This is a genomic window from Streptococcus sp. 1F3 (assembly GCF_054968985.1).
This window is the reverse complement of the sequence record NZ_JBUEQR010000028.1, coordinates 24,729-47,068: the sequence shown is the minus strand read 5'-3', so window position 1 is coordinate 47,068 and position 22,340 is coordinate 24,729. Positions and strand designations below refer to the sequence as shown.

The window sequence follows — 22,340 nt, the reverse complement described above, 5'->3', positions numbered from 1 at the left end:
CTTTTTTTCTATACTCAAAAAGGCTCCATAATCTCTACAGTGGATTTACCCACTACAGAAATTATAGAGCCCTTTTTTGATATTGAACGAGCGAATTAGTAATGCTTGATTAGCTCAACAGTTGAGCGGTCAAGTTTTTTGATAATTGCTTGTAGAAATGCTTGTGCTTGTAAGAAATCATCCATGCTGTATAGTGTTTGATGTGAATGGATATAACGCGCACAAACACCAATTGTTGTAGATGGAATTCCGTGATTTTTTAAGTGGGCAGCACCTGCGTCAGTCCCGCCTTTTGCGCAATAATACTGAAATTTGACCCCTGCTTCTTCTGCAGTTGTTAGTAAGAAATCCTTCATATTTTTTAAGAGGATATGACCTGGATCATAGAAACGCAAAAGAGTTCCGTCTCCGATATTGCCTTGCTCTCCAAATATATCGCCTGCTGGTGAGCAATCAACTGCCAGAAAGATGTCTGGATTGAACTTAGTTGTAGACACATGTGCACCGCGCAAACCGACTTCTTCTTGAACGTTAGCCCCTGCGATTAGCTGATTTGGTAATAGTTTGCCTGATAGGTTTTCGAGCAATTCAGTGACCATCAGCACTCCGAAGCGGTTATCCCAAGCTTTTGAAATAATATTTTGCCCATTTGCTGTCAAGATTGTATCGTTTTTAGGGATGAGAAGATCACCAGGACGAATACCAAATGTCTCAGCTTCAGTTTTTGAGGTAAAGCCTGCATCAAAGATGATCTCACTGATAGCAGGAAGTCCAGCACCACCTTGGCTATTACGGGAAAGGTGAGGTGGCATAGAACCTGATATGGCAGGGATTTGGCGACCATCTTGTAAATGGAGTGTGAATGCTTGACTGGATACTACTAACGGATTCCAACCTCCGACTTCAACTACTCGGAAAGTTCCATCGGCCTTAATTTGACGAATCATAAATCCGACTTCATCCATATGAGCAGCAACCATGATTCGCGGTGCATCTACTTGGTCTGTCTCTCTAATACCAAAAATACCTCCTAGACCATCGGTTTCAATGCGATCCACATGAGGAGTTATTTTGTGGCGAATATGATCGCGCACTTCATGTTCAAAACCCGCGATACCTTGTAGTTCGGTGACTTCTTTTATTTTTTCGAATAAATTAGAATATGTCATAATTGATCCTCCTAGCTACTATTTTATCATGAATTATGGTAAAATGTTGGGTATGAAGAAGAAAAAAGCAACCTTACTAGCAGGTGTAGTTGGAGCAGGTGTTCTCGTAGCGAGCGCACGATACTTGATGGCGGTGTATGAAGAGCGAAAAAAAGTCAAGGCACTTCAGCAGGTACGAGCATTTTTTGAGAAGTATGGCGAGATTGCTACAGTATTTGTCAATGAAGAGGGATCAAGCAAGGAGCGTCTAGTTGGCGGGGTAGTCATGGAGGATGAGCGGGTCTACTTGTTTGAAAATAAGGCTGGAATTATTTTGTATGAGGAGGAGTTGATATGATTATTCCAGAAACTATCGAAGAATTAGCTCATTTAGCAGAACAAGAGGGCAAGCAGGTCTTTTTCTTTTCTGCAGAATGGTGTGGTGATTGTCGCTATATCAAGCCTTTTTTATCAGAAATTGAAAGAAATAATCCAGATTTTCAATTTGTCTTAGTGGATAGAGATAAGTATTTAGAAGTGGCTCAGGAGTGGAATGTATTTGGGATTCCAAGCCTAGTGGTGCTTGAAAAGGGAAAAGAGATTGGTCGTTTTGTCAATCGTGAGCGTAAGACCAAGCAAGAAATCAATGATTTTTTAGCAGGTGTGAGGGGATAAAGAATGATTTTTACATACAATAAAGAACATGTAGGCGATGTCTTGATGATTATCGTTTCAGATAGTAAGAATGCCAAGGTAGCTGCTGAGCGGAAGGGGAATGTGGCACGTATCTTTCGGCTAGATAGTCAAGAAACAGTTGCTTGGAATATCTTTCAGGTTTCCCACTTATTTGATATTGCTGGGAGAGGCCAAGTTTTTTTGACAGATCAAGAAGTTGCCATTCTTAATCAAGAATTGCAACAAGAAGATTTTGCAGAGCAGTTAGTCAATGATTGTGAGCCGAAGTTTGTTGTTGGAGAAATCCTTGAACTGGTTGCTCATCCAGATAGTGATCACTTGCATATCTGTCAAGTCAAAGTGGCAGAAGATAGGACCGTTCAAATTGTTGCAGGGGCCCCAAATGTGGCTCTTGGTTTAAAGACAATTGTGGCATTGCCGGGTGCGATGATGCCAGATGGTAGCTTGATTTTTCCGGGTGAGTTACGAGGCCAAAAGAGCTTTGGAATGATGTGCAGTCCTCGGGAGTTACAACTTCCAAATGCACCACAAAAACGAGGGATTATTGAGTTAAGTTCAAGTGCAATAGTAGGAGTAGCCTTTGATCCTGAAAAACATTGGCACGGATAATAGAAAATAAATAAAAAAGTTGGATCAACCAACTTTTTTTGTTTCTTTTTTGCGAATAGGTTAGTAGGAGGATAAAAATGTATAATAAAGTGATTATGATTGGTCGTTTGACGACCCAGCCTGAGGTGAATCAGACAGCGAGTGGCAAACAGGTTACACGAGTAACAGTAGCAGTTAATCGCCGATTTAAAACTGGGGAAGGTGAGCGTGAAGCTGATTTCATTACAGTTGTCTTTTGGGGTAAGTTGGCTGAGATATTGGCATCTTATGGAGGAAAAGGGAGCCTTGTTTCCATTGATGGGGAGCTTCGTACGCGAAAATATGAAAAAAATGGTCAAAACCAATATATAACAGAAGTCCTAGGTCAGTCCTTTCAACTACTAGAAAGCCGAGCTCAACGTGTTATGCGTGAGAATAATATGACCGAAGATATAGCTGGTTTGGTGTTAGAGGAAGAGGCCCCTTTTTAAAAGGAATAGGATAAACAGTGTGATTTAGGAGAAATTGCTTTTCCGTATCCTTTAAGATATGAGGGGAAAAAGAAAATAGAGAGAAAATAGGGGATTGGAGAAGGGATTCTCTGTTATCCAGCCGCTTCATCTTCTTTCTAGATTTTTCATTTGAATTCAATTGAATTCAAAATATAGACTAAAATACAGTTGTTTTGTTTGCTTTTAGTACTAGGCAAGGAGCTGCAGGCTGCTTCAACAGTCTAATGACTGTTGAAGGTTGGAAATCATACTGACGATAGTCAGTAACAATCGTAGAGTACGGCAAAGCGAGTTCCAATCATCTAGAAGATGATTGGAAGTTGGAAATAAGGAAACGAAGTTTCCACAATTGTCGAAGGAATAAAAGGTAAATGAAATGAGTATACGATAAAACGTTGAGAGCTGGATGCCCTACTCCAAACTTTTGATGAAAGTATCGGTCTTGGGGCTGATTTGCAAAAAGGCAATAAAATTCTCTTGACTATTTTTGACCAAATGATATAATAAAGACAATAAAAATTAGCACTCATAGACTATGAGTGCTAAAATAGAATGTATTTTGGAGGTATGATATGCTTAAGCCATTAAATGACCGAGTGGTCGTGAAAGTTGAGGTGCAAGAAGAACAGACAATTGGTGGTTTTGTTCTGGCTGGACATGCACATGAAACTACTAAAATAGCCCAGGTACTTGCTGTTGGTGAGGGGGTTCGTACATTAACTGGAGAATTGGTCCCATCTGGTGTAAAATCTGGTGATCGAGTTTTACTGGAAAATCATGCAGGTATTGAAGTAACAGATGGTGACGAAAAACTCTTGCTTGTCCGTGAAGCAGAGATTCTTGCGATTGTTGAATAATCAAGGAGGGAACAAAAATGACAAAAGAGATTAAATTTTCATCAGATGCACGTAGTAGTATGGTACGTGGTGTTGATATTTTGGCAGATACAGTAAAGGTAACCTTGGGTCCAAAAGGACGGAATGTTGTACTTGAAAAAGCCTTTGGTTCACCACTTATCACGAATGATGGTGTAACAATTGCCAAAGAAATTGAATTAGAAGACCATTTTGAAAATATGGGGGCTAAATTGGTGTCAGAAGTTGCTTCCAAAACCAATGATATCGCAGGTGATGGAACCACAACGGCAACTGTTTTGACCCAAGCGATTGTCCGCGAGGGGATAAAAAACGTAACCGCAGGAGCAAATCCAATCGGTATCCGTCGTGGAATTGAAAGGGCTGTCCGTGCCGCAGTAGAAGCCTTAAAAGCAAATTCTGTTCCGGTTGCAAATAAGGAGGCGATTGCCCAAGTAGCTGCTGTATCTTCGCGTAGTGCTAAAGTTGGGGAATATATCAGTGAAGCCATGGAGAAAGTTGGCAAAGACGGTGTGATTACCATCGAAGAGTCTAAAGGGATGGAGACTGAATTAGATGTTGTAGAGGGAATGCAATTCGACCGTGGTTATCTCTCTCAATATATGGTAACGGATAATGAGAAAATGGTAGCAGAACTTGATAATCCGTACATCTTGATTACGGATAAGAAGATTTCAAATATTCAAGAAATCCTACCGTTACTAGAAAGTATCCTCCAAAGCAGTCGTCCTCTACTGATTATTGCAGATGATGTGGATGGTGAAGCACTACCTACTCTTGTCTTGAACAAGATTCGTGGTACCTTTAATGTTGTGGCTGTCAAAGCGCCAGGTTTTGGAGATCGCCGCAAGGCTATGCTTGAAGATATTGCTATTTTGACAGGTGGTACAGTCATTACAGATGATCTTGGTCTTGAGTTGAAAGATGCGACTATTGAAGCACTTGGTCAAGCCTCTAAAGTTAGCGTTGATAAAGATACAACAGTGATTGTTGAGGGTGCGGGCGATGCAACAGCGATTGCTAATCGTATCGCTGTAATCAAAGCACAGATTGAAACAACGACATCAGACTTTGACCGTGAGAAATTGCAAGAACGCTTGGCGAAGTTATCAGGTGGTGTAGCTGTCATCAAGGTTGGAGCAGCGACAGAAACAGAATTGAAAGAAATGAAGCTCCGCATTGAAGATGCCCTTAACGCAACTCGTGCAGCCGTTGAAGAAGGTATTGTTGCAGGTGGTGGGACAGCCTTTGTTAATGTCATGGATGCTGTTGCAAACCTTGAGGTTATGGGAGATGAAGCAACAGGACGTAATATTGTCCTACGTGCTCTGGAAGAGCCAGTTCGTCAAATCGCTCTCAACGCGGGCTTTGAAGGCTCCATCGTGATTGATCGCTTGAAAAACTCAGAAGCAGGAACAGGCTTCAATGCTGCGACTGGTGAATGGGTCAATATGATTGAGGCAGGAATCATTGACCCTGTCAAAGTGACACGTTCTGCCCTTCAAAATGCAGCCAGCGTTGCTAGCTTGATTCTGACAACAGAAGCGGTTGTTGCCAACAAACCAGAACCAGCTACCCCAGCTCCAGCAATGGATCCAAGTATGATGGGTGGTATGATGTAGAAATTGAGAAAACCCTTGTATTATCAAGGGTTTTGTTGTTGTATTGGTTGCTATTTTACAGAGAAGGGGCAAAGAAGGGGCAAGGATTTTACATCTCATTCAGAACAGCTAGTACCTTTTCTTTGGATTTCTTGGTGACATGATTGTAGATTTTGAGAGTAGTTTCGGGGTCGGCATGTCCTACCCGTTCCATGATGGCTTTGAGTGGTACATTTGATTCGGCCAAGTAGGATATATGGGAATGCCTAAAGATATGACTGGTAAGTTTTTTTGGTAAGTTTAGCTCGGCTTCGATGGAATGGAGTACGGCGTTAAATGATTGGATTGCTAACGGAGCTCTCTTGTGATCTGCTAGAAAGATATAAGAATCCTCGTTATATCCGGGTATCATCAATTTATTTTCTAGGATAATTTCATTGATAAGATGAATGGCACGATTTGGCAATTCAATTGTTCTGCGAGAGTAGAGATTTTTAGGAGAGGTTTTTTGAGCTTCTTCTAATTTTACTGAAGTGTAATCTAGTGTTCCTTCGACGGTTAAGCTATGACCGTCATAATTTTTTAGTTGCATTGCTTGAAACTCTCCATAGCGAAGACCTGTGAGCAGTAATATTTCACTAAATCTAGCGTGGGTGTTTCTTCGCTTATTAGAATATAAATGTTCAAGTATTTTCTTTGCCTCATCTCGTTCAAGGTACTTGTCCTCGATTCTAGTTTGAATCCGCTCCTCTTCTTGCTTTTTAGCAATTACTCTTGTCTTTAAGACAGGATTATTCTCAATTATCTGTTTAGAAACAGCAAAGTTTAACATAGTTGAGAGGGTTGTTCGGGTCTGTTTGCTATAGTTGAGAGAATAGTTGCCAAAAATATACATATCTTCGATGAGCTTGTCTACAAGTGTTACATCTACATTTCTCACCTTTACGCTAGGGCTTATGACTTTGAAGACATGGCTCATCATAGCGGGAACTTTTATCCAACTATTGCGCTTGACAATTTTTTGGTAGTATGGAAACCAAAGAGCGTAAAGCTCTTGCAGGGTCATGTCTGATGTGGATTGAGAATTGACTCTGGTTCTTATTTTTTCATCTAGTAACTTTTGAGCTTCTTTTTTTGCTCTACTTGAACCTGAATCAAGCGTGACTGAAACTCGTCTCCATTGCTCTGTATAAGGGTCTCTATACCGTTCAAAATATTTATACTTACCGTTTTTTAATTCTTCCATCCACATTGCTTTTTTCCTCATTTCTTGGTAAAATGGGTATAGTAAAGAGACCTACTGCAAAGCAGGTTCTTACTATAAACCTTTTTTCTCCTCACACTCAGACTTGGCGGTTGCGAGTGTGGGGAGTTTTTTATTTTATAATCCTAGTTCAGAGCCTAAATCTGGGAAATTCGATAGAGCTTCAGCAAGGTTTTGATGATATTCTTTCTCAAGGGCTTTAATTTCTTTATCTGAAAGGTTGTACTTCTCTTTCAGTTTTTTTAGCGCTTGATCCAACGAGTCTCCATCACGGATTAGTTCTTCTAGCTCTACTAGTAAACCTTTGATGTTTCTCATATTTTCTACCCCTCTCTATAAACATCAACAACTTTTCCGATTATTCGGGAGTGTGGGGTAGAGTTTTAAAAGGGCAGTTCCCCCAACATTTCTTTTTCTTCTTTTTCGCTATCCCAAAATCTTAGTAGCTCTTGGTTAAAATAAGAGCTTAGTCCCCCGCAATCTGGACAGTATCTAGCGAAACCTGGTAAAGACTTACCACACCCGCCCTCTTCCTTAGAAAGGGAGAAATTTGCGTATGGCCCAAACGGATTTTCCACGAATGGACCGTGGCCGATACAGATATTTCTTAAGTAAGTAGCACAAATTTGACAGAATTTATCCGTGCTATTAATGTCTTCGTTTTCGCATCGAGGGCATTGTAAAGGGAATTTATCTTTATTAAGCTCGATAGATGAGTATTTCACATAATCTCCTTTTAAATTTAAATTGATTGCCTCCTGTACCGATAGTTGTTTGAGGCTCTCTTCCCCACAAAAAGGGCAGAATTGAATATTCTTCTTATGGCATACACCATTACAAACACTACATTGATGGGCATATTTTAGCTTTTTTCGTAGCCTTGCAAAATGCTTTTTATCAATATCATTGTCCAGCAATTTTGTATAGTAGTTATCAGAGCCAAGCCGCCCTATGCGTGTTAGTTCTGCTTTATACCCAATGCCGAAATATGTCTGATATATCTTTACTGGGACAACTTCGGCTATAGGTGCTGGTGAAAGTAGATTTCTAGCAAAGCAATTCGCTTCTCTTTCCAAGACCTGGTATTTGCTTTCCGTGAGCCCGCTTCCTCTATATCTGAGTATGGTCTCGTCAAAGTCTTCTAGGTGCCTTAGCGCGTAGTGCCCTAGTTCGTGCGCTATACTGAATCTGGCTATGTAGTCCGGATGGGTATCATTATAAGCTATTGAATATCTACCGTCCTCAGTTCTGAAGATATAGGCCATTTCGGTTTGGTATTCTTCGCAAACTTCTTCCAAAGTAATGCCAAGCCTTTTAGCTATGACAGAGTACTTTTTTAGTTTTATACCTTCTGATTTTACTAAAACCTTAATATCAACTGGGAAATTTAGTACGTTAAAGTATGTGAAAGTGTTCAATGCCATCTGAGTGGCAAACTTGTAGCGAGGAGCAGAGGGGATTTCCAATCAATCGTCCTCCTCGTCATCTTCAAACATTGCTGCAATCATCTTATCGTAGTACTTTTGTTTTGCTGGGCTAGAGCTGTCATACTTACGAGCGATTGCTCGGCCTTTAATACTAAAAGTTTCATTTGAATCACCGGCTACATTGGGATTATCTGTCCTTCCTAATAGATAATCTGTTGAGACGTTGAAATAGTCAGCGATTTCAGAAATTCGTTCGGCGTTAGGTTTTTTCGTTTTCATATTGTATATGGTATTACGACTATATCCTAATTTTTCTTCCAGCTGATTTAACGAAATTCCTTTTTGCTCAGCCAAATTTTTGATTATTTCAAATGTTGGAAACATTGATTTATCAACCTTTCTAAGAGATTGACAAAAAATACTGTAATTTTTCGATTAAAAATAGTTGACAAAACTTAATCTATAGATTACAATAGTTCTTGTAAGTTAAAGAGTTAGCAAAACACAAGCTAAAAGCTGATTCAAAAAAATAAAGCATTGGCGTGCATATTATATTGATTGAACTGTGTTTTATCAAGTGTTTTCTTTATGGGTTTATTTTAATCTATTGATTGATAATTGTCAAGTAATTTATAAAGAAATTAGCTAACTTTTAAAAAAATAATAGAAAGGAGGATTGGCATGTCACGACAACAACAGTATTGGCTAGAGATAGTTAAGCAAAAAATGGAAGAGTTGGGTTGGAAAAATGTTCAGTTGGCTCGGGCAGTGGGCGTAAAATCACCAACAATCACTGAGTTATTGAAGTATGGAAAAGGCAGTGACCGATTGAAAAATAAAGTGTGTGATGTCTTACGAATTGATGAAAGCTGGACAACGCTAGAAGAATAGGGAGGAAAACAGTATGGAATTACAAGTATTTACTAACGAACAATTTGGAGAAATCCGTACAGTAGACATTAACAACGAGCCCTGGTTTGTTGGTAAAGATGTGGCAGATATTTTGGGGTACAAGAATGGCAGCCGCGACATCAATGCACATGTCGATGAAGATGATAGGCTGAAGTACCAAATCAGTACCTCAGGTCAAACGAGAGAGCAAACTATTATCAACGAATCTGGTCTATATTCACTTATACTATCCAGCAAACTTCCACAAGCCAAAGAGTTCAAACGCTGGGTCACGTCAGAGGTATTGCCAAATATTCGCAAGCACGGCATGTTTGCAGTAGATGATCTATTGGACAATCCCGATATGGCGATTGCAGCGTTTCAGCGCTTGAAAGAAGAGCGACAGTTGCGTTTGCGGGCGCAGGAAGAATTGGCACAGAAGAACCAAATTATCCAAGAGTTGCAGCCGAAAGCTAGCTATTACGATTTGATTTTACAAAGTGAATCTCTCGTAGCTATCTCAGTCATTGCTAAGGATTACGGTAAAAGTGCCAAGTGGTTGAATGAAATCCTACGTGAATTGAAAGTTCAGTTTAAGCAGGGGAATACGTGGCTGTTATATCAGAAGTACGCCAGCAAGGGATACACCCAGTCCAAAACACATACGATTGATGCAGAGCATAGCAAGATGCACACTTACTGGACACAGAAAGGTCGGTTGTTCATCTATGACTTATTGAAGAATAAAAAAGGAATCTTACCACTAATTGAACAGGACGACGCTGCCTAAACACAAAAAAGCCACTGAATAAACAGTGACTTACAAAAAAACTTACTTAGATTATATCACATGAAAGGAGAAAAAGCTATGCCTAAGGCAGAGATTACGTACAAGCCTGTTGGTGTCAATGAGGAAGCAACACACGGTGACTATGAACATCTAATGCAACGCTGGGAGGGGCTGTCTAAACAGACAGCGAAACTATGGGCATCTGAAATGAGGGAGCACCCGGATTTTAGACAATTCATAGACAACCCGACACACAGAATTATATTTATCAATTATGAAGGGTTCAGGTTGTTTGTGAAGTGGAAAACTAGAAATCGGTATCGGGCTAAGAAAGAAACCTTAGCAGAAATGCTGGAAAACTTGAAATTAGAAGCGAGGATAGGAGTATGCTCACACTCGGATTCTACGCAATGGCTGGGGTAGCTTTTCTAGCGATTGCCCGTGGATTTTATCTAACGAAGAAATTAAGAGAATTGGAGAACAAAGATGTTTAGAAAACTATGCGCAGACTACTTGATTGACCAAGTACGAAAAAGCAAATTGTCGAATGACGAGAAGTCCAAGTTTATATGCTTTATCAAGCTCATTTTACAGGGGTTAGATGAGGCAGAGGAAGTTGTGTATAACTTAGATGAAATAGAAAGGACATTAGCCTAATGATTGAAGTAACCCAAGAAGACTACATTGCACTCAAATCTGAGAATCAAAAACTCAGAGAAGAGAATAAGCTACTAAAAGCAGGTTTGGATTCAATACAATCAATCGCTAAAAATGTGAGAGGGGTGGTGGTATGAAAGTCACAATAGTAGACACCCTAACGAACTCAAGAGGCTTCTATTGGGTAGAGGGAGACACTGTGTTTCTAGCTAGTCATCTGACAGAGGAGCAAAGAAGAAAGATTATTAAGAAATGCGAGGAGAAATATGTACGTTAAATTATCACACTTTTTAGATGTCGTAAGGACAGGAGATGTAGAGGTTGAAATAGAGGGGAGTCGGTATGGTGCATGGGAGTACCTAAAGACTCATGGCGATCATAAAATTACAAGCATTCAACCTGAGATAGAGAAACTTGTAGAATCAACTTATCGAGATAATACATTGGTCGATGAGATAGTAGATACCTCAGCGGTATTTGTGCTACTAGTGGAGGAATAACAATGTCAACATTTGAAAAAGTAATTGCTCGTTTAGATTCGATAAAAAAAAGAGTTGTTAAAGGCGGATAATGGCGAAAAACACCAGTCACTGGGGATCTTATCCAATCAGATAAGTGCATTAGAGCAGGATTTAAAATTAATGTTATGGATTGAGCTACCGGAGCTAAACGATGCTACAAAATACGAAGCATTGTACCAGAATAACGATTTTAAGTTTAGTCAGACTTTCTTAGAGCGCCATATCACGAGACAAGCGTTCTGGCACAGAGTTGCAACTAGACTATTTACAGATGATGACGAGCGTAGAGAGTTCAAGAAAGAGGCTGAACAGGAATTTAAAGACGCTACGATTTCGTGGAGAGAATTTTTATGGGGGAGGAAGAAAAATGAGTAAGTTTGAACAGATTAGAAATTATTTTAGGGAACACCCAGGAAGCACGCTAAAGGCGTGTACTGAAGTTCTCGGTTTTGACTATGGTACCGTTAAGCAGGGTGTTTGGTACGACCATAAAAGAGGGATTGTGATAAAGGATTCACGGGGTGGTATTACCTACGCAGATGAGTTTGAACTGCCTAACGAAATTGACAGGGATCCAGCTAAGCAGGCTATCTGGGACATGTTGGAAATCCTTGTTGACCGAGCCAAAGCCATGACAGATGACGAAATGTTACTAAAGTTTTCTAAAGAAATCAGATTGTATTTTACAGAGGTGAATAGATGAGGCAATACTTAGAATATGCGAAACTCTATTTGGAAGAAGAGCTAGCTCTTTGTGACAATCATTATCTTGACGTAGAGTTATCTGATGGAACGTGGGACGAAATCGAGCATCCGAAATTTATTTGGGGGAGACACAATAATCCTCATTATAGAGCTTCTATTGCTCACGACCTTCAAGAGGTTAATGATTTGCTTGAAAGGGGTGATGCACTTGATTGTAATTAAAAAGGCAGTCTAAGAGAAGACCGCCATGAATAATAACACACAACCATTATAACATAGATTGGAGTAAAAAGATGATTGAAATTAAAATTACCGGAAACACGATTGAAGAGGTTACAGATAAGATGGCTCGTATCATGAGCAGTATCGATATCGCAAAGTCTGTGAAGACCGATGTGAAAGGGACTGTTGGGGTTACGGATACCGAGGATACGCCTGCAACAAAAGATGATACCCCTTCTGTAACTCTCGCAGAAATCAAGATGTTAGCCAAGGCTAAAATGGAAGAACAAAAGTCTAAAGCTATTAAAGGGCTACTCGCCGATTTGGGAATCAAGAAGATTGATCAATTGGGCGAAGACCAATACGCTGACTTCTATGCAAGCTTGGAGGGATTGTAATGCCTGTTGAAAATCACGCCTTGTTATCAGCTTCAAGTGCGCATCGCTGGCTCTATTGCCCGATGTTGCCACGCTTAGAAGCAGAGTATCCAAGCAGGGATACAGTTTACACGAGAGAAGGAACGGCGGCTCACGAGTTGTCAGAAATTAAGCTAATGTACAAGTCTGGGAAAATCAAAAAGCGGGAGTTTGACAAACGCTTAAAAGAGTTCAAAGAAGGTACAGACTATTATAACGAAGAAATGGAAGAGATGACAGAACTCTATACAGATATTGTCATGGAACATTTCAACAGCTACGATAGTGCAGAAATCGAACTAGAGAAGCGAGTTGATTTCTCTGAGTGGGTACCAAACGGGTTTGGTACGTCGGATGTCGTCATCCTGTCTGACGGTGTCATTGAAATCATCGACTTGAAGTACGGTAAGGGTATGCCAGTTTCTGCCAAGCAGAACCCGCAGATGGGTTTGTATGCCCTTGGAGCCTATGCGACCTATGATATGATTTACGATTTTGATAAAATCCGCATGACAATTGTTCAACCTAGGCTGGATAGCGTTAGCACGGTTGAAATCTTTGTAGAAGAGTTGCTTTATTGGGCAGATAATGTGGTTCTACCAATGGCAGCACAAGCTGATGCGGGGATTGGTGACTGGGACTTAAACGAAAAGGTTCTACAGTGGTCACCGGTTGCTGCTAAGTTAGTGCCTAGGGCTCAAGCTAATTGGGAACTAATAGATCGCCATGAACTAAAAGAGCCTCTCTATTTAAACGATGAAGCAATTGCTGAAATCCTTGATAGGGCGGGAGAAGTTAAGAAATGGCTTGAGTCTGTAGAAGCGTACGCTTTAAAACAAGCTCTATCTGGCGAAGAGATACCTGGCTATAAAGTAGTTGAGGGTCGTAGCGTTCGAGTGATTACGGATAAAGATAAAGCAATCGATATTTTGCACGATAATGGGTTTGATGATGAAATATATAAACCGAAAGAACTTCTGGCTATGGGTGCTCTTGAAAAACTCATTGGCAAGTCGACCTTTACAGAACTTCTAGCAGAAGTTATTGATAAACCGCAAGGAAAACCTGTCCTTGTCCCGAATAGTGACAAGCGACCAATTTTTAACGATACAACAAACGATTTTGGAGGAATTGACTAATGGCAAAAATGAAAAATGATACAGCAGTAGTAACAGGTAAGGTACGTTTGAGTTTTGTAAATCTTTTTAAACCTAAGGCTTTTGATGGGCAAGAAGCGAAGTATAGTGCTTTGATTCTAATCCCAAAAGAAGATAAGGAAACGATTGAGTTCATTAGGAAAGCACAGAAGAATGCAGCTAAAGCGAAATGGGGGGATAAAATTCCTAAGAATCTTAAACAGACCCTCCGGGACGGTGATGAGGAAATGGACACAGATGAGCGCCCAGAATACGCAGGTCATTACTTTATGAATGTAAGCTCTAAGCGTAAACCTCAGCTCTTCAGTCGAGGAACAGGCGCAGATGGAAAACCTCTACCGCTTGAAAATGAAGAAGAATTATACAGTGGTTGTTACGCTCAAGTATCTATTAACGCGTATGTCTATGATGTTAGTGGGAGCAAGGGTGTGACCTTCGGAATCAACGGCTGCCGAAAAGTAGCCGACGGCGAAAGTCTGGGAGGATTCGTAGATACTACGGACGACTATGACGATTTTGAGGATGAAGAAGATGAAGACTTCTTGTAAGGGGGGATTTCCCCCTCTCTTCTTCATTTTAAAGGAAAAAGCAAATGGAACAATTTAACAACGTAACAAAACCGAAGCATTATCAAGGTAAACACGGTCTTGAAGCGATGGCAGTTGTCGATAATTTTATCGGCAATTTAGCAGGGAAGGCAGCTTATTGCTGGGGCAATGTTATAAAGTACCTACTGCGTTTTCAACAGAAAAATGGTGTTGAGGATTTGAAAAAAGCACGGCAGCATTTGGATTGGTTAATAGAGGAGTTGGAAAAATGACACAAAATAAACTTTCAGATTTAAGCAATCACCTTTTCGCTACTCTTGAGCGTTTGGGTGATGAGGAGTTATCAGCAGAGCAACTGGAGCAAGAAATTGAACGAAGCAAGGCTATTTCTAATGTCGCAGGGAAGATTATCGACAATGGACGCTTGATACTTGATGCACAGAAAACGATTGCTGATTATAATGGCAAGCGCAATGTTAATTTGGAGTTGCTAAATGGCTAGGTTATTAACAGATGAACAGCACAATTACCTGGTAAAAATCCAAGTGGGAAAAACAGCAAAAGAGCTTGCTCAGTTCTTAAACAACAGATATGGTCTTAGTCTGACACAGCAACAGATTAAAAATTACAGGAAAAATCATAGTCTTCACTCAGGCCTTACAGGACATTTCTCAAAAGGACACGTCCCTTTCAACAAAGGGAAGAAGTTTCCTAATATGGCGCAAAATAGTGGTCAATTTCAGAAAGGAAATAAACCGCCGAACCATGTTCCAATTGGAACAATACGCTATACAACTGACGGTTATCCGAGAATCAAAGTAGCAGATCCTAATGAATGGGAGTACTTGCATAGGCAAGAATGGGAGAAATACCACGGTCCAATACCCAAAGGGCATTCAATTGTTTTTTTGGACGGTGATAGGACGAATTGTGATATTTCAAATCTAGCTTGCTTAAGTCGAAATGAAGTTGCTCGTATGAATCAGAATCACTATTTTACATCTAATCCTGAGTTAACATCAGCAGGAATAGGTGTAGTTAAGGTGAATAATAAATTAAAGGAGTTAAGAAATGTTAACACTAGAAGAAAAAGCTGAACTCTATGACTTAATTGAGGATAATGGCTTGATTGATTTATATACTTTGCGGGATATTGTTGACGAAGACAGTATTTCTGAAACTATTCGTAATTATGTGGAAGGATTGTAAACATGAACACACAAGAAATACTAAATAAAATTGAGCAGTTGCCGTCACATTTGATTGACAAGAAAGTTGTTGTATCAAAAGACTGCGTTGTGGAGCTAGTGAAGCAGTTGGACGGGCATACGAAAGTCAAAGTGTCGCAAGTAGCTGTAGACTACTATAGCCAATACAAGGACGAACTTTCCGGATTTGATGAGTGGTTCTGTGATTTCTATGATGATGATGATTTTGAATCTGATTTTGCAGGAGCTGAAGATTTGAGGATTTGGCTATACGACAACGATAATAAAACAAATCGTCAAAGAGAGTTAGCTTTAGCGACTTTGATCGTAAATGGTTTAGATGCAGTTGAGGTTGAGCAGGAGATAAAGTATAGGGTTCGAATTAAAGATGGGCTTGTAATTGGCGATACCCTTACCGAAAATCCTATAACCCACCTCCTTACATTTAGCATTGGTGATGATTCTGATAATGAAATTTTCACTAAAAAGGAGCTAGAAGCATGGGGATTTGGTGATGTATTCAATAATTCAATGTTTGAAGTTGTGGAGGTGGAGTGATGTCTAGTAGAAAATCTATATCAAAAAAGATGCGACAGCAAGTCTTGTCAAAATATAACAATCATTGTGCATATTGTGGCAAGGTGCTGGATTTAAAGTCGTTGAGAGTGGACCACATGCATCCTCACTATCTAGGTGGAGAGGACCACATTGACAATTATATGCCAGCCTGTTATCAGTGCAATTTTTACAAGTCAACACATACCCTAGAAGATTTTAGAGAGAAGTTACTATCTCTGCATGAGAGAATTGCTCAACCATTCATTGCTAGATTAGGTATGCAGTATGGCATTGTAGCGATTGAGCAATTTGATGGTGAGTTTTATTTTGAGAAAGCGGAGGTGGAGTGATGGAATGGCGCGAGATTAAAAGGGCGAAGGGAATCTCAAGCACTGAATTGTCTGGAGCTGTACATGACCATTTAGAAGCGCATGGTCCTGTAAAAGGATTGCGGTTTGAACAAGTTAACGCCTTGACAATAATGTGTGATTGGGGACTACATCGCATTTGGAGATAAGTTGGAACAAATCTATCAAGAAGCTATTTTGAAAATAACTAACGAGGAGGCAGACGATGATAGATGAATACAGACCATTTCGCATCAATTATAAGTCAAAGAAAGATTTGACAATCTTTTCTGTTCGTGAGGGTGTTCTCTGTATCTTTTTTCGTGATGGTTGGGGCTGGTTAAATGTTCAAGATGAGATGTACAATCAAATTTGGTCTCAAATTCATAAAAAAGGCGTGACTTATATTTCTGACGAAGAACTACAAAGACTGTCGCAAGAGTTCACGAACGGCGAGGCGTTAATGGAGGTGGAGTGATGAAAGAAACATTTGACATGAACAGACTAAACTTTTTCAGCATGACATTGCAGGAAGTATTGCAGATGATTATAAATGCTGACAGCGATCAACTGGAGGCTGTCGTCAGATTAGATGCAGATTCAGAGTTTAAAATAATTCTTAAAATTGAAGAGGTAAATAATGACTAAAATATTAACAGAAAAAGTTGCGAGAGCAAACATTGGAAAGTATATTGATTGTTTTGGCAGGCTTGGTTGTTATCCTAAAAAAATAATTGAATTTCCTGACGGTAGAATTGCTTTACAATCACCAAACCATAGTTGCAAAGTACTAACTTTTAGCATAGCTGGTCGTTCTGAACGATATGATTACATATTTACTATGTCAGAAGAAGACGATGCTGAGTTTATGCGTGAGGTGGAGTGATGAACTTATCTCATTTTGATATAGAAAAAGTAGAATTTTCAGATGAAGAACTTGAGGTACCTTACAAACGAACTATATACAATCTATATTTCCAAATAAACGACAAAAAACCAGAACTGCAAGGAAAATTTGACACGAAGCAAGCAGTGCTTGATGCAATAAGAAAACTTATTGACGAGAAGTCAAGTGTTACTCATACTGACTTGTGGCGTTTTTGGGATAAGAACGGTGTTACATATGTTGATTACGGTGCACATAATGCACGCTATATTATTGAGGAGGTAGATGATGACTGATAAGCAGTTTATATTATTGATGATGGTGATATGTCCTCTAATAACCATTAAGGATAGCAAAGGCAGGATAATATTCTATATTTGTGGACTAACATACTATATTCTTGATTACATTGCAGAAGCTATCAGAGCGACGTTTGGAGGTGGATAAATGACTACACACATCAAATCAGAAATCATGCTCATTGCAATCTTGTTGCTGACTACGTTGTTCATGATGTTATCTACAATTCATAGGCTACAGTGGCAGATTGACAGTATGCATCAGCGAATTGAAGTCATCACGCAGCAGTTGCAAGAAATGAATCGATACGTAGGTTATCCAGGAGGGTGAAAATGAAAATATTAGATTATCACTCATTACCAGCTGACCAGCTCTATCGTCTAGAACTTCCGAATGGTCAACAGGGGTATGACTACATAAGTAAGATAGTATTTGCTGTAACCGCCACAAACGGAGATGCAGATTTTACGTATGGTGAACTAGTTGAACGAGGCTATAAATGGGTATTTGATTGTGGTTTCGCTATCCCTGTTGATAGGGAGGATTAACGTGAAACATTTATCAATAGACATTGAGACTTTCTCGTCCAACGATATTAAGGATGGCGTATATAAGTACGTAGATGCTCCAGATTTTGAGATTTTGCTGTTCGCCTACTCTTTTGACGGGGGCGATGTGGAGTGTTTAGACTTGACAAAAGAAGAACTTCCCGAGGAGATTAAACAAGCCATCCTTTCAAATGATGTCATTAAGCATGCTTTCAATGCTCAATTTGAACGGGTGTGCCTTGGAAAACATTTAGGTGTTCGGCTTGACCCCGCGGAATGGAGATGTACTATGGTGCATGCACAGGAACTGGGACTTCCTGCTAGCCTTGAGCGCTGTGCTCTATATCTTAATTTAGCAGAGGAAAAGGATACAGCAGGAAAAAACCTTATCAAGTATTTCTCAGTTCCCTGTAAACCGACCAAGGCGAACGGTGGCAGGACTAGAAACCTGCCTGAACATGACCCTGAAAAATGGGAGAAGTTCGCTGAATACTGTCGTCAGGACGTTGTGGTTGAGATGGCTATTGCGGAAAAATTATCCGCTCTCCCAGTGCATGAACGGGAGTGGGATTACTATGCTGCTGACCAGGCTATCAACGATAGAGGAGTTGCCCTTGATAAGAAGCTGGTACAGTCAGCACTCTACTGTAAAGATGTCAAAATGGAAATGCTTTTTGACGAGCTGAGAGCTATTACAGGGCTTGATAATCCCAACAGTCGCGCTAAGCTCCTACCGTGGTTAAAAGCGCATGGATATGACCCCGATAGTTTAACAAAGGCTGATGTTCAGCTTGCGTTAAAAACAGCGACAGGAGAGCTAAAGAGAGTGCTTGAGTTGAAACTTCAGACAGCTATGTCTAGCTTGAAGAAATACGAAGCTATGGAACGTGCAGTGTGTTCAGACGGTCGAGTTCACGGACTGCTACAATTTTATGGAGCTAGCAGGACAGGTCGTTGGGCAGGACGGGTCGTGCAGGTTCAGAACTTAGCGAGAAATTATCTCAAGGATTTAGACGATGCTAGAAACTTCGTGAAAAAGAGAGACATTGACGCTGTAGAAATCCTCTACGACAGTTTGAATGATACCTTGAAACAACTAGTCAGGACAGCCTTTGTAGCAGAAGATGAGAAGGAGTTTTATGTTTCTGACTTCTCCGCGATTGAGGCTAGGGTTATTGCATGGTATGCAGGAGAGAAGTGGCGACTGGATGTATTTTCCACACACGGCAAAATCTACGAGGCTTCTGCTAGTCAGATGTTTCACATTCCGATTGAAGAGGTCGATAAGGAACTGCGACAGAAAGGAAAAATTGCAGAGCTAGCTCTTGGCTACCAAGGAGGCCCTGGGGCTCTCAAGAAAATGGGAGCTTTAGAGATGGGAGTTGCTGAAAACGAACTACAAAGTTTGGTTGATGACTGGCGTCGTGCTAATCCTAAGATCGTCCAGTTCTGGAAAGATGTTCAGAAAGCAGCGATCAAAGCGATACGAACAAGAGCAGTTGTTAAACTTGGACGACTAAAGTTTAAATATCGAAAAGGCTTTTTACTGATTCAGCTTCCGAGCGGTCGCTCTCTTGCCTATGCTAAGGCAAAGCTAGAGGCTGGAGACTACGGGGATAGGATTATCTACGAGGGACAAGGAGACAGAGCCTACTTCACAAAACAGGAGACATACGGGGGTAAGCTAGTCGAGAATATCGTACAGGCAACTGCCCGGGACATTCTCGCAGAAGCTATCTTGAGGCTTGAAAAGGCAGGTTACTCAGTTGTCTTTCACGTCCATGACGAATGTATTGTTGAAAGTTCTGGGACGAATATCGAGACGATTAACGATCTAATGGCTCAAAGTCCGGACTGGGCAGAGGGGCTACCTCTGAACAGCGAGGGTTATGTAACAAAATATTATAAGAAGGATTGATGTATGGAGGAATTGAAAATAAAATATGCCCCTAATAAAGAAATCCACTTGTCTGTCGGTGCTTCCAGAACGACAAAAAAATGGAAAAATGAAACCTGCACTTGGCAGGAGCTGGTCGAACGCTTACGAAATCCTACAGTTACGCAAGAGACTTTTGCGGAATACCAAAAAATGTCAAGAGCCGAAAAAGGTCGGGTCAAAGATGTTGGCGGGTTCGTGGGCGGATGGCTGAAAAAGGGACAACGCAAGAATGGACATGTTCAGAGCCGTTCACTTGTGGCGCTAGATGCAGATAGCCCGAGTGGTGATTTTCTTGACCGTTTGGAGCTTATGGCAGACTATGCCTATGTGCTGTATAGTACGCACAGCCACTCACACAAAGCCCCTAAATACCGCATAGTAATTCCGACAGATAGGTTAATGCTACCAGATGAGTACGAACCCGTGGCTCGCTATTTAGCGAATCAGCTAGGAATGGGAAACTTTGATGATACGACCTATCAAGGTGTGCGGATGATGTATTTTCCGAGCCACTCAAGGGATGCGGATTTTATCTTTGATGTCAACGATGCCGAGTTTCTAAGTGTAGATGAGGTGCTTGCGACCTATCCGGATTGGAAAGATTCCAGCTTTTGGCCAGAAAGTCCTACACATACTGTGAGAAGGAAATCAGAAGCGAAGAAGCAGGGTGATCCCTTGAGCAAGAAGGGACTAGTTGGAACCTTCTGTCGAAACTATGACATCAGACAAGCAATTGCGGAATTTCTGCCAGATGTCTATGCAGAAGGAACAACGCCGGATCGCTACACCTACGTAGAAGGTTCTACGGCGAATGGTTTGGTTATCTATGATGATGTATTTGCCTACAGTCACCACGGGACAGATCCTGTTGGCGATAGGCTGGTCAACAGCTATGACTTAGTACGGATTCACAAATTTGGCGATTTAGATGGAGATGCTAAAGACGGTACTCCGACTAGCAAACTGCCTTCTAGTAAGGCTATGAATGAGTGGGTCTCAGAGCTTCCGGCTATTCGTGAAGAACTGATGAACGAAGCCCTTGGTGACTTTGACGAAGTGTTAGCTGAGGGCATAGAAGATGAGAGGGAGTGGCTTGAGATTGACGAGAGGGGGAATCCCGAAGTCAACAGTTATCTGCTAGCTCAACAGATTCTACGTGAGGTACCGATTTGGTATGACGGTCTGGAGTTCTTGAGGTACGAGGCAGAAAAAGGAATTTGGATTCCGAACGCAGAAGAATACCTGCGTAGCTATATCTCTACCAAAAAATTAGGCAAGATAACAAAGATTCGACACATCAACGAAACAATCGTAGCGATTAAGGCACAGGCATTTTCTAAGGAAGTATTCAAGGAAAACGATATAAATAAGATTGTTCTAGCAAACGGTGTCTACGATTTAAAAGAAGATAGTTTTGTTGGTCAGTTTGATTCCGAGTTGCACGCAAGGTCAAGTCACCCCGTAAGGTATGAAGCTGGGGCTAAGTGCCCTCACTTTGACGGTTTTCTATTGGAAACAGTAGGCGCTGAAAATATGGATTTTGTTTACGAATGGTTCGGCTACAATTTCTACAGAGAGTACACAATTCAAAAGATGTTGTTTATTCAAGGGAAAGGCGGTACGGGTAAGTCAACCATTATCAATATCTTGCGAGAAATGATTGGTGGCGATAGCTACGCGGCGGTCACCTTGCAGGGGCTAATGACAGAGCGCTTTGCCAAGATTAGTTTGTACCGGAAAGTTGCCAACTTTGATACAGACGCAAAACCTCAGTATTTAGCAGATGGTGCTACCTTGAAAATGTTGACTGGCGAGGATTCTATCTATGCAGATAGAAAGAATAAAGAACCGATTACATTTTACAACTATGCAAAATTGACTTTTGCCATGAACGAGTTACCACCAATGCGAGATTTCAGCGGAGGATTGAAGCGAAGAATGATGATCCTTGAGATGAATACTATTTTGACGGGAGAAATTAAGAGGAAGTACCCACTAAATAAGATTGTAGCAGAGATACCAGGTATCTTTAATAAGGCTATGGAAGGGCTTAGACGAGTATTAGAGACGAAGGATTTCAGCTTGAGCACACCAATGCTAGAAAGCGTCGAGAAGTGGGAGCGTGGTAACGATGTTGTAGCTATGTTCTTAGAAGATGAGTGCGCAGTAGATAAAGATAATAAAGCGCCAGTAGCGGAAGTCTATCCAGCCTATAAGCAATATTGTATGGATTCAGGGTATAAACCGTTAGCTAAAAATACATTTATTCAGCGATTGCGGGAGCTAGGCTTTGAAGATAAACTTGTAAAAATTGGTAAGAAACCAGTACGATCTTGGACAGGATTCAAACTATTAGATGATTTTTAGGTAACATTTCGGGGGTAACATTTTGGAGAATGGGGAGAAAGTGGGTAACAGAGTAACAAAAATTCTAAACTGCAAAAAATTCTATCAGTTGAAAAAAGATGTTACTCTGTTACCACAATCCGGGAATTTTAGGAAAATTCCTTTCAAAACGTTACCTTTGTTACTTTTA

General features: G+C 40.6%; 39 protein-coding genes. 34 read left to right on the top strand and 5 right to left on the bottom strand.

Features of this window, described 5'->3' with window-relative positions; all coding sequences use genetic code 11:
- Positions 1 to 95: 95 nt before the first annotated feature.
- Complete coding sequence (gene pepA / locus ACVPON_RS02135) at positions 96 to 1,169, bottom strand: glutamyl aminopeptidase (RefSeq protein ID WP_462875710.1); 1,074 nt, start codon at positions 1,167 to 1,169, stop codon at positions 96 to 98.
- Between the two features lie 52 nt (positions 1,170 to 1,221).
- On the opposite strand from pepA, the gene ACVPON_RS02130 reads away from it, so the two are divergent.
- From ACVPON_RS02130 to groL, 6 genes are all read left to right on the top strand, one after another.
- Positions 1,222 to 1,506, top strand: coding sequence for a DUF4651 domain-containing protein (locus ACVPON_RS02130; protein WP_462875709.1), 285 nt, complete (start codon positions 1,222 to 1,224; stop codon positions 1,504 to 1,506).
- A complete protein-coding gene (locus ACVPON_RS02125; protein WP_462875707.1) occupies positions 1,503 to 1,823 on the top strand; it encodes a thioredoxin family protein in 321 nt (106 codons plus the stop codon). The genes ACVPON_RS02130 and ACVPON_RS02125 overlap by 4 nt, the downstream gene beginning before the upstream one ends.
- Before the next feature lie 3 nt (positions 1,824 to 1,826).
- Positions 1,827 to 2,453: a YtpR family tRNA-binding protein gene (gene ytpR / locus ACVPON_RS02120; protein WP_462875705.1), complete on the top strand. Its 627-nt coding sequence runs from the start codon at positions 1,827 to 1,829 to the stop codon at positions 2,451 to 2,453.
- Positions 2,454 to 2,530: 77 nt separating this feature from the next.
- Entirely contained in the window at positions 2,531 to 2,923 is a 393-nt protein-coding gene (locus ACVPON_RS02115; RefSeq protein WP_462875703.1) for a single-stranded DNA-binding protein, read from the top strand.
- 593 nt (positions 2,924 to 3,516) lie between these two features.
- On the top strand, positions 3,517 to 3,801 hold the full coding sequence (gene groES / locus ACVPON_RS02110) for a co-chaperone GroES (RefSeq protein ID WP_462875701.1): 285 nt from the start codon (positions 3,517 to 3,519) through the stop codon (positions 3,799 to 3,801).
- Positions 3,802 to 3,818: 17 nt separating this feature from the next.
- Positions 3,819 to 5,441, top strand: coding sequence for a chaperonin GroEL (gene groL, locus ACVPON_RS02105; protein WP_462875699.1), 1,623 nt, complete (start codon positions 3,819 to 3,821; stop codon positions 5,439 to 5,441).
- An 88-nt stretch (positions 5,442 to 5,529) separates the two neighbouring features.
- Here the strand turns inward: groL and ACVPON_RS02100 are convergent, their stop codons facing one another.
- The 4 genes from ACVPON_RS02100 to ACVPON_RS02085 all read right to left on the bottom strand — a co-directional run bounded on the left by ACVPON_RS02100 (position 5,530) and on the right by ACVPON_RS02085 (position 8,495).
- Positions 5,530 to 6,672, bottom strand: coding sequence for a tyrosine-type recombinase/integrase (locus ACVPON_RS02100; protein WP_462875697.1), 1,143 nt, complete (start codon positions 6,670 to 6,672; stop codon positions 5,530 to 5,532).
- A 129-nt stretch (positions 6,673 to 6,801) separates the two neighbouring features.
- A complete protein-coding gene (locus ACVPON_RS02095; RefSeq protein ID WP_462875695.1) occupies positions 6,802 to 7,002 on the bottom strand; it encodes a hypothetical protein in 201 nt (66 codons plus the stop codon).
- Between the two features lie 65 nt (positions 7,003 to 7,067).
- Positions 7,068 to 8,150 carry an ImmA/IrrE family metallo-endopeptidase gene (locus ACVPON_RS02090; protein ID WP_462875693.1) on the bottom strand — a complete coding sequence of 361 codons (1,083 nt, stop codon included), beginning with the start codon at positions 8,148 to 8,150 and terminating at the stop codon, positions 7,068 to 7,070.
- The gene (locus ACVPON_RS02085; RefSeq protein ID WP_462875691.1) at positions 8,151 to 8,495 is read right to left on the bottom strand and encodes a helix-turn-helix domain-containing protein; all 345 of its coding nucleotides are present in this window, start codon (positions 8,493 to 8,495) and stop codon (positions 8,151 to 8,153) included. It lies immediately after the preceding gene.
- A gap of 342 nt (positions 8,496 to 8,837) precedes the next feature.
- On the opposite strand from ACVPON_RS02085, the gene ACVPON_RS02080 reads away from it, so the two are divergent.
- The 28 genes from ACVPON_RS02080 (at position 8,838) to ACVPON_RS01945 (ending at position 22,171) form a co-directional block, all read left to right on the top strand.
- Positions 8,838 to 9,002, top strand: a complete 165-nt coding sequence (locus ACVPON_RS02080; protein WP_462875714.1) for an XRE family transcriptional regulator — start codon at positions 8,838 to 8,840, stop codon at positions 9,000 to 9,002.
- Between the two features lie 13 nt (positions 9,003 to 9,015).
- Entirely contained in the window at positions 9,016 to 9,792 is a 777-nt protein-coding gene (locus ACVPON_RS02075; RefSeq protein ID WP_462875689.1) for a phage antirepressor, read from the top strand.
- A gap of 78 nt (positions 9,793 to 9,870) precedes the next feature.
- On the top strand, positions 9,871 to 10,215 hold the full coding sequence (locus tag ACVPON_RS02070; protein WP_462875687.1) for an excisionase: 345 nt from the start codon (positions 9,871 to 9,873) through the stop codon (positions 10,213 to 10,215).
- Positions 10,216 to 10,278: 63 nt separating this feature from the next.
- A complete protein-coding gene (locus tag ACVPON_RS02065; protein ID WP_462875685.1) occupies positions 10,279 to 10,449 on the top strand; it encodes a hypothetical protein in 171 nt (56 codons plus the stop codon).
- Positions 10,449 to 10,586 (top strand): hypothetical protein, encoded by a 138-nt coding sequence (locus tag ACVPON_RS02060; protein ID WP_462875683.1) that lies wholly within the window; start codon positions 10,449 to 10,451, stop codon positions 10,584 to 10,586. The genes ACVPON_RS02065 and ACVPON_RS02060 overlap by 1 nt, the downstream gene beginning before the upstream one ends.
- Complete coding sequence (locus ACVPON_RS02055; RefSeq protein ID WP_462875682.1) at positions 10,583 to 10,726, top strand: hypothetical protein; 144 nt, start codon at positions 10,583 to 10,585, stop codon at positions 10,724 to 10,726. The genes ACVPON_RS02060 and ACVPON_RS02055 overlap by 4 nt, the downstream gene beginning before the upstream one ends.
- A complete protein-coding gene (locus tag ACVPON_RS02050; RefSeq protein ID WP_462875680.1) occupies positions 10,716 to 10,949 on the top strand; it encodes a hypothetical protein in 234 nt (77 codons plus the stop codon). The genes ACVPON_RS02055 and ACVPON_RS02050 overlap by 11 nt, the downstream gene beginning before the upstream one ends.
- A 54-nt stretch (positions 10,950 to 11,003) precedes the next feature.
- Positions 11,004 to 11,345, top strand: a complete 342-nt coding sequence (locus ACVPON_RS02045; protein WP_462875678.1) for a hypothetical protein — start codon at positions 11,004 to 11,006, stop codon at positions 11,343 to 11,345.
- Positions 11,338 to 11,673, top strand: coding sequence for a hypothetical protein (locus ACVPON_RS02040; RefSeq protein ID WP_462875676.1), 336 nt, complete (start codon positions 11,338 to 11,340; stop codon positions 11,671 to 11,673). The genes ACVPON_RS02045 and ACVPON_RS02040 overlap by 8 nt, the downstream gene beginning before the upstream one ends.
- Positions 11,670 to 11,897, top strand: a complete 228-nt coding sequence (locus ACVPON_RS02035) for a hypothetical protein (RefSeq protein WP_462875674.1) — start codon at positions 11,670 to 11,672, stop codon at positions 11,895 to 11,897. The genes ACVPON_RS02040 and ACVPON_RS02035 overlap by 4 nt, the downstream gene beginning before the upstream one ends.
- Before the next feature lie 71 nt (positions 11,898 to 11,968).
- A complete protein-coding gene (locus ACVPON_RS02030; protein ID WP_462875672.1) occupies positions 11,969 to 12,295 on the top strand; it encodes a hypothetical protein in 327 nt (108 codons plus the stop codon).
- Positions 12,295 to 13,452, top strand: coding sequence for a DUF2800 domain-containing protein (locus ACVPON_RS02025; RefSeq protein ID WP_462875670.1), 1,158 nt, complete (start codon positions 12,295 to 12,297; stop codon positions 13,450 to 13,452). The genes ACVPON_RS02030 and ACVPON_RS02025 overlap by 1 nt, the downstream gene beginning before the upstream one ends.
- Entirely contained in the window at positions 13,452 to 14,018 is a 567-nt protein-coding gene (locus tag ACVPON_RS02020) for a DUF2815 family protein (RefSeq protein WP_462875668.1), read from the top strand. The genes ACVPON_RS02025 and ACVPON_RS02020 overlap by 1 nt, the downstream gene beginning before the upstream one ends.
- A gap of 44 nt (positions 14,019 to 14,062) precedes the next feature.
- Positions 14,063 to 14,290 carry a DUF3310 domain-containing protein gene (locus ACVPON_RS02015; RefSeq protein ID WP_462875665.1) on the top strand — a complete coding sequence of 76 codons (228 nt, stop codon included), beginning with the start codon at positions 14,063 to 14,065 and terminating at the stop codon, positions 14,288 to 14,290.
- Positions 14,287 to 14,520: a hypothetical protein gene (locus ACVPON_RS02010; protein ID WP_462875663.1), complete on the top strand. Its 234-nt coding sequence runs from the start codon at positions 14,287 to 14,289 to the stop codon at positions 14,518 to 14,520. Before ACVPON_RS02015 ends, ACVPON_RS02010 begins: the two co-directional genes overlap by 4 nt.
- Complete coding sequence (locus ACVPON_RS02005; protein WP_462875661.1) at positions 14,513 to 15,115, top strand: HNH endonuclease signature motif containing protein; 603 nt, start codon at positions 14,513 to 14,515, stop codon at positions 15,113 to 15,115. The genes ACVPON_RS02010 and ACVPON_RS02005 overlap by 8 nt, the downstream gene beginning before the upstream one ends.
- Positions 15,090 to 15,227, top strand: a complete 138-nt coding sequence (locus ACVPON_RS02000; protein ID WP_462875660.1) for a hypothetical protein — start codon at positions 15,090 to 15,092, stop codon at positions 15,225 to 15,227. Before ACVPON_RS02005 ends, ACVPON_RS02000 begins: the two co-directional genes overlap by 26 nt.
- 2 nt (positions 15,228 to 15,229) lie before the next feature.
- Positions 15,230 to 15,784: a hypothetical protein gene (locus ACVPON_RS01995; protein WP_462875658.1), complete on the top strand. Its 555-nt coding sequence runs from the start codon at positions 15,230 to 15,232 to the stop codon at positions 15,782 to 15,784.
- Positions 15,784 to 16,134 (top strand): HNH endonuclease, encoded by a 351-nt coding sequence (locus ACVPON_RS01990; protein ID WP_462875656.1) that lies wholly within the window; start codon positions 15,784 to 15,786, stop codon positions 16,132 to 16,134. The genes ACVPON_RS01995 and ACVPON_RS01990 overlap by 1 nt, the downstream gene beginning before the upstream one ends.
- A complete protein-coding gene (locus ACVPON_RS01985) occupies positions 16,131 to 16,301 on the top strand; it encodes a hypothetical protein (protein WP_462875653.1) in 171 nt (56 codons plus the stop codon). The genes ACVPON_RS01990 and ACVPON_RS01985 overlap by 4 nt, the downstream gene beginning before the upstream one ends.
- Before the next feature lie 56 nt (positions 16,302 to 16,357).
- Positions 16,358 to 16,609, top strand: coding sequence for a hypothetical protein (locus tag ACVPON_RS01980; RefSeq protein ID WP_462875651.1), 252 nt, complete (start codon positions 16,358 to 16,360; stop codon positions 16,607 to 16,609).
- Complete coding sequence (locus ACVPON_RS01975) at positions 16,609 to 16,779, top strand: hypothetical protein (RefSeq protein WP_462875649.1); 171 nt, start codon at positions 16,609 to 16,611, stop codon at positions 16,777 to 16,779. Before ACVPON_RS01980 ends, ACVPON_RS01975 begins: the two co-directional genes overlap by 1 nt.
- Positions 16,772 to 17,017: a hypothetical protein gene (locus tag ACVPON_RS01970; RefSeq protein ID WP_462875648.1), complete on the top strand. Its 246-nt coding sequence runs from the start codon at positions 16,772 to 16,774 to the stop codon at positions 17,015 to 17,017. The genes ACVPON_RS01975 and ACVPON_RS01970 overlap by 8 nt, the downstream gene beginning before the upstream one ends.
- The gene (locus ACVPON_RS01965) at positions 17,017 to 17,313 is read left to right on the top strand and encodes a hypothetical protein (RefSeq protein ID WP_462875646.1); all 297 of its coding nucleotides are present in this window, start codon (positions 17,017 to 17,019) and stop codon (positions 17,311 to 17,313) included. The genes ACVPON_RS01970 and ACVPON_RS01965 overlap by 1 nt, the downstream gene beginning before the upstream one ends.
- Positions 17,314 to 17,464: 151 nt before the next feature.
- A complete protein-coding gene (locus ACVPON_RS01960) occupies positions 17,465 to 17,647 on the top strand; it encodes a hypothetical protein (protein WP_462875644.1) in 183 nt (60 codons plus the stop codon).
- A 2-nt stretch (positions 17,648 to 17,649) separates the two neighbouring features.
- Positions 17,650 to 17,865, top strand: a complete 216-nt coding sequence (locus ACVPON_RS01955) for a hypothetical protein (protein WP_462875642.1) — start codon at positions 17,650 to 17,652, stop codon at positions 17,863 to 17,865.
- A 1-nt stretch (position 17,866) separates the two neighbouring features.
- Positions 17,867 to 19,783 carry a DNA polymerase gene (locus ACVPON_RS01950; protein WP_462875640.1) on the top strand — a complete coding sequence of 639 codons (1,917 nt, stop codon included), beginning with the start codon at positions 17,867 to 17,869 and terminating at the stop codon, positions 19,781 to 19,783.
- A gap of 3 nt (positions 19,784 to 19,786) precedes the next feature.
- A complete protein-coding gene (locus ACVPON_RS01945) occupies positions 19,787 to 22,171 on the top strand; it encodes a DNA primase family protein (protein WP_462875638.1) in 2,385 nt (794 codons plus the stop codon).
- The last annotated feature ends 169 nt before the right edge of the window (positions 22,172 to 22,340 follow it).

Excerpts from the sequence above, each read along its gene's own strand:
- ACVPON_RS02025 (WP_462875670.1), top strand. The coding sequence starts at position 12,295 with ATGCCTGTTGAAAATCACGCCTTGTTATCAGCTTCAAGTGCGCATCGC.
- ACVPON_RS02100 (WP_462875697.1), bottom strand. The coding sequence starts at position 6,672 with ATGTGGATGGAAGAATTAAAAAACGGTAAGTATAAATATTTTGAACGG.
- ACVPON_RS02075 (WP_462875689.1), top strand. The coding sequence starts at position 9,016 with ATGGAATTACAAGTATTTACTAACGAACAATTTGGAGAAATCCGTACA.
- ACVPON_RS01965 (WP_462875646.1), top strand. The coding sequence starts at position 17,017 with ATGAACTTATCTCATTTTGATATAGAAAAAGTAGAATTTTCAGATGAA.
- ACVPON_RS02115 (WP_462875703.1), top strand. The coding sequence starts at position 2,531 with ATGTATAATAAAGTGATTATGATTGGTCGTTTGACGACCCAGCCTGAG.
- ACVPON_RS01975 (WP_462875649.1), top strand. The coding sequence starts at position 16,609 with ATGAAAGAAACATTTGACATGAACAGACTAAACTTTTTCAGCATGACA.
- ACVPON_RS02000 (WP_462875660.1), top strand. The coding sequence starts at position 15,090 with ATGTTAACACTAGAAGAAAAAGCTGAACTCTATGACTTAATTGAGGAT.
- groL (WP_462875699.1), top strand. The coding sequence starts at position 3,819 with ATGACAAAAGAGATTAAATTTTCATCAGATGCACGTAGTAGTATGGTA.
- ACVPON_RS02040 (WP_462875676.1), top strand. The coding sequence starts at position 11,338 with ATGAGTAAGTTTGAACAGATTAGAAATTATTTTAGGGAACACCCAGGA.
- ACVPON_RS02050 (WP_462875680.1), top strand. The coding sequence starts at position 10,716 with ATGTACGTTAAATTATCACACTTTTTAGATGTCGTAAGGACAGGAGAT.
- ACVPON_RS02020 (WP_462875668.1), top strand. The coding sequence starts at position 13,452 with ATGGCAAAAATGAAAAATGATACAGCAGTAGTAACAGGTAAGGTACGT.
- ACVPON_RS02060 (WP_462875683.1), top strand. The coding sequence starts at position 10,449 with ATGATTGAAGTAACCCAAGAAGACTACATTGCACTCAAATCTGAGAAT.
- ACVPON_RS02065 (WP_462875685.1), top strand. The coding sequence starts at position 10,279 with ATGTTTAGAAAACTATGCGCAGACTACTTGATTGACCAAGTACGAAAA.
- ACVPON_RS01995 (WP_462875658.1), top strand. The coding sequence starts at position 15,230 with ATGAACACACAAGAAATACTAAATAAAATTGAGCAGTTGCCGTCACAT.
- ACVPON_RS02015 (WP_462875665.1), top strand. The coding sequence starts at position 14,063 with ATGGAACAATTTAACAACGTAACAAAACCGAAGCATTATCAAGGTAAA.
- ACVPON_RS01980 (WP_462875651.1), top strand. The coding sequence starts at position 16,358 with ATGATAGATGAATACAGACCATTTCGCATCAATTATAAGTCAAAGAAA.
- ACVPON_RS02095 (WP_462875695.1), bottom strand. The coding sequence starts at position 7,002 with ATGAGAAACATCAAAGGTTTACTAGTAGAGCTAGAAGAACTAATCCGT.
- ACVPON_RS01970 (WP_462875648.1), top strand. The coding sequence starts at position 16,772 with ATGACTAAAATATTAACAGAAAAAGTTGCGAGAGCAAACATTGGAAAG.
- ACVPON_RS02055 (WP_462875682.1), top strand. The coding sequence starts at position 10,583 with ATGAAAGTCACAATAGTAGACACCCTAACGAACTCAAGAGGCTTCTAT.
- ACVPON_RS02005 (WP_462875661.1), top strand. The coding sequence starts at position 14,513 with ATGGCTAGGTTATTAACAGATGAACAGCACAATTACCTGGTAAAAATC.
- ACVPON_RS01990 (WP_462875656.1), top strand. The coding sequence starts at position 15,784 with ATGTCTAGTAGAAAATCTATATCAAAAAAGATGCGACAGCAAGTCTTG.
- ACVPON_RS02130 (WP_462875709.1), top strand. The coding sequence starts at position 1,222 with ATGAAGAAGAAAAAAGCAACCTTACTAGCAGGTGTAGTTGGAGCAGGT.
- ACVPON_RS02035 (WP_462875674.1), top strand. The coding sequence starts at position 11,670 with ATGAGGCAATACTTAGAATATGCGAAACTCTATTTGGAAGAAGAGCTA.
- ACVPON_RS02030 (WP_462875672.1), top strand. The coding sequence starts at position 11,969 with ATGATTGAAATTAAAATTACCGGAAACACGATTGAAGAGGTTACAGAT.
- ACVPON_RS02010 (WP_462875663.1), top strand. The coding sequence starts at position 14,287 with ATGACACAAAATAAACTTTCAGATTTAAGCAATCACCTTTTCGCTACT.
- ACVPON_RS02085 (WP_462875691.1), bottom strand. The coding sequence starts at position 8,495 with ATGTTTCCAACATTTGAAATAATCAAAAATTTGGCTGAGCAAAAAGGA.
- ACVPON_RS02070 (WP_462875687.1), top strand. The coding sequence starts at position 9,871 with ATGCCTAAGGCAGAGATTACGTACAAGCCTGTTGGTGTCAATGAGGAA.
- pepA (WP_462875710.1), bottom strand. The coding sequence starts at position 1,169 with ATGACATATTCTAATTTATTCGAAAAAATAAAAGAAGTCACCGAACTA.
- ACVPON_RS02125 (WP_462875707.1), top strand. The coding sequence starts at position 1,503 with ATGATTATTCCAGAAACTATCGAAGAATTAGCTCATTTAGCAGAACAA.
- ACVPON_RS02080 (WP_462875714.1), top strand. The coding sequence starts at position 8,838 with ATGGAAGAGTTGGGTTGGAAAAATGTTCAGTTGGCTCGGGCAGTGGGC.
- groES (WP_462875701.1), top strand. The coding sequence starts at position 3,517 with ATGCTTAAGCCATTAAATGACCGAGTGGTCGTGAAAGTTGAGGTGCAA.
- ytpR (WP_462875705.1), top strand. The coding sequence starts at position 1,827 with ATGATTTTTACATACAATAAAGAACATGTAGGCGATGTCTTGATGATT.
- ACVPON_RS01960 (WP_462875644.1), top strand. The coding sequence starts at position 17,465 with ATGACTACACACATCAAATCAGAAATCATGCTCATTGCAATCTTGTTG.
- ACVPON_RS01945 (WP_462875638.1), top strand. The coding sequence starts at position 19,787 with ATGGAGGAATTGAAAATAAAATATGCCCCTAATAAAGAAATCCACTTG.
- ACVPON_RS01955 (WP_462875642.1), top strand. The coding sequence starts at position 17,650 with ATGAAAATATTAGATTATCACTCATTACCAGCTGACCAGCTCTATCGT.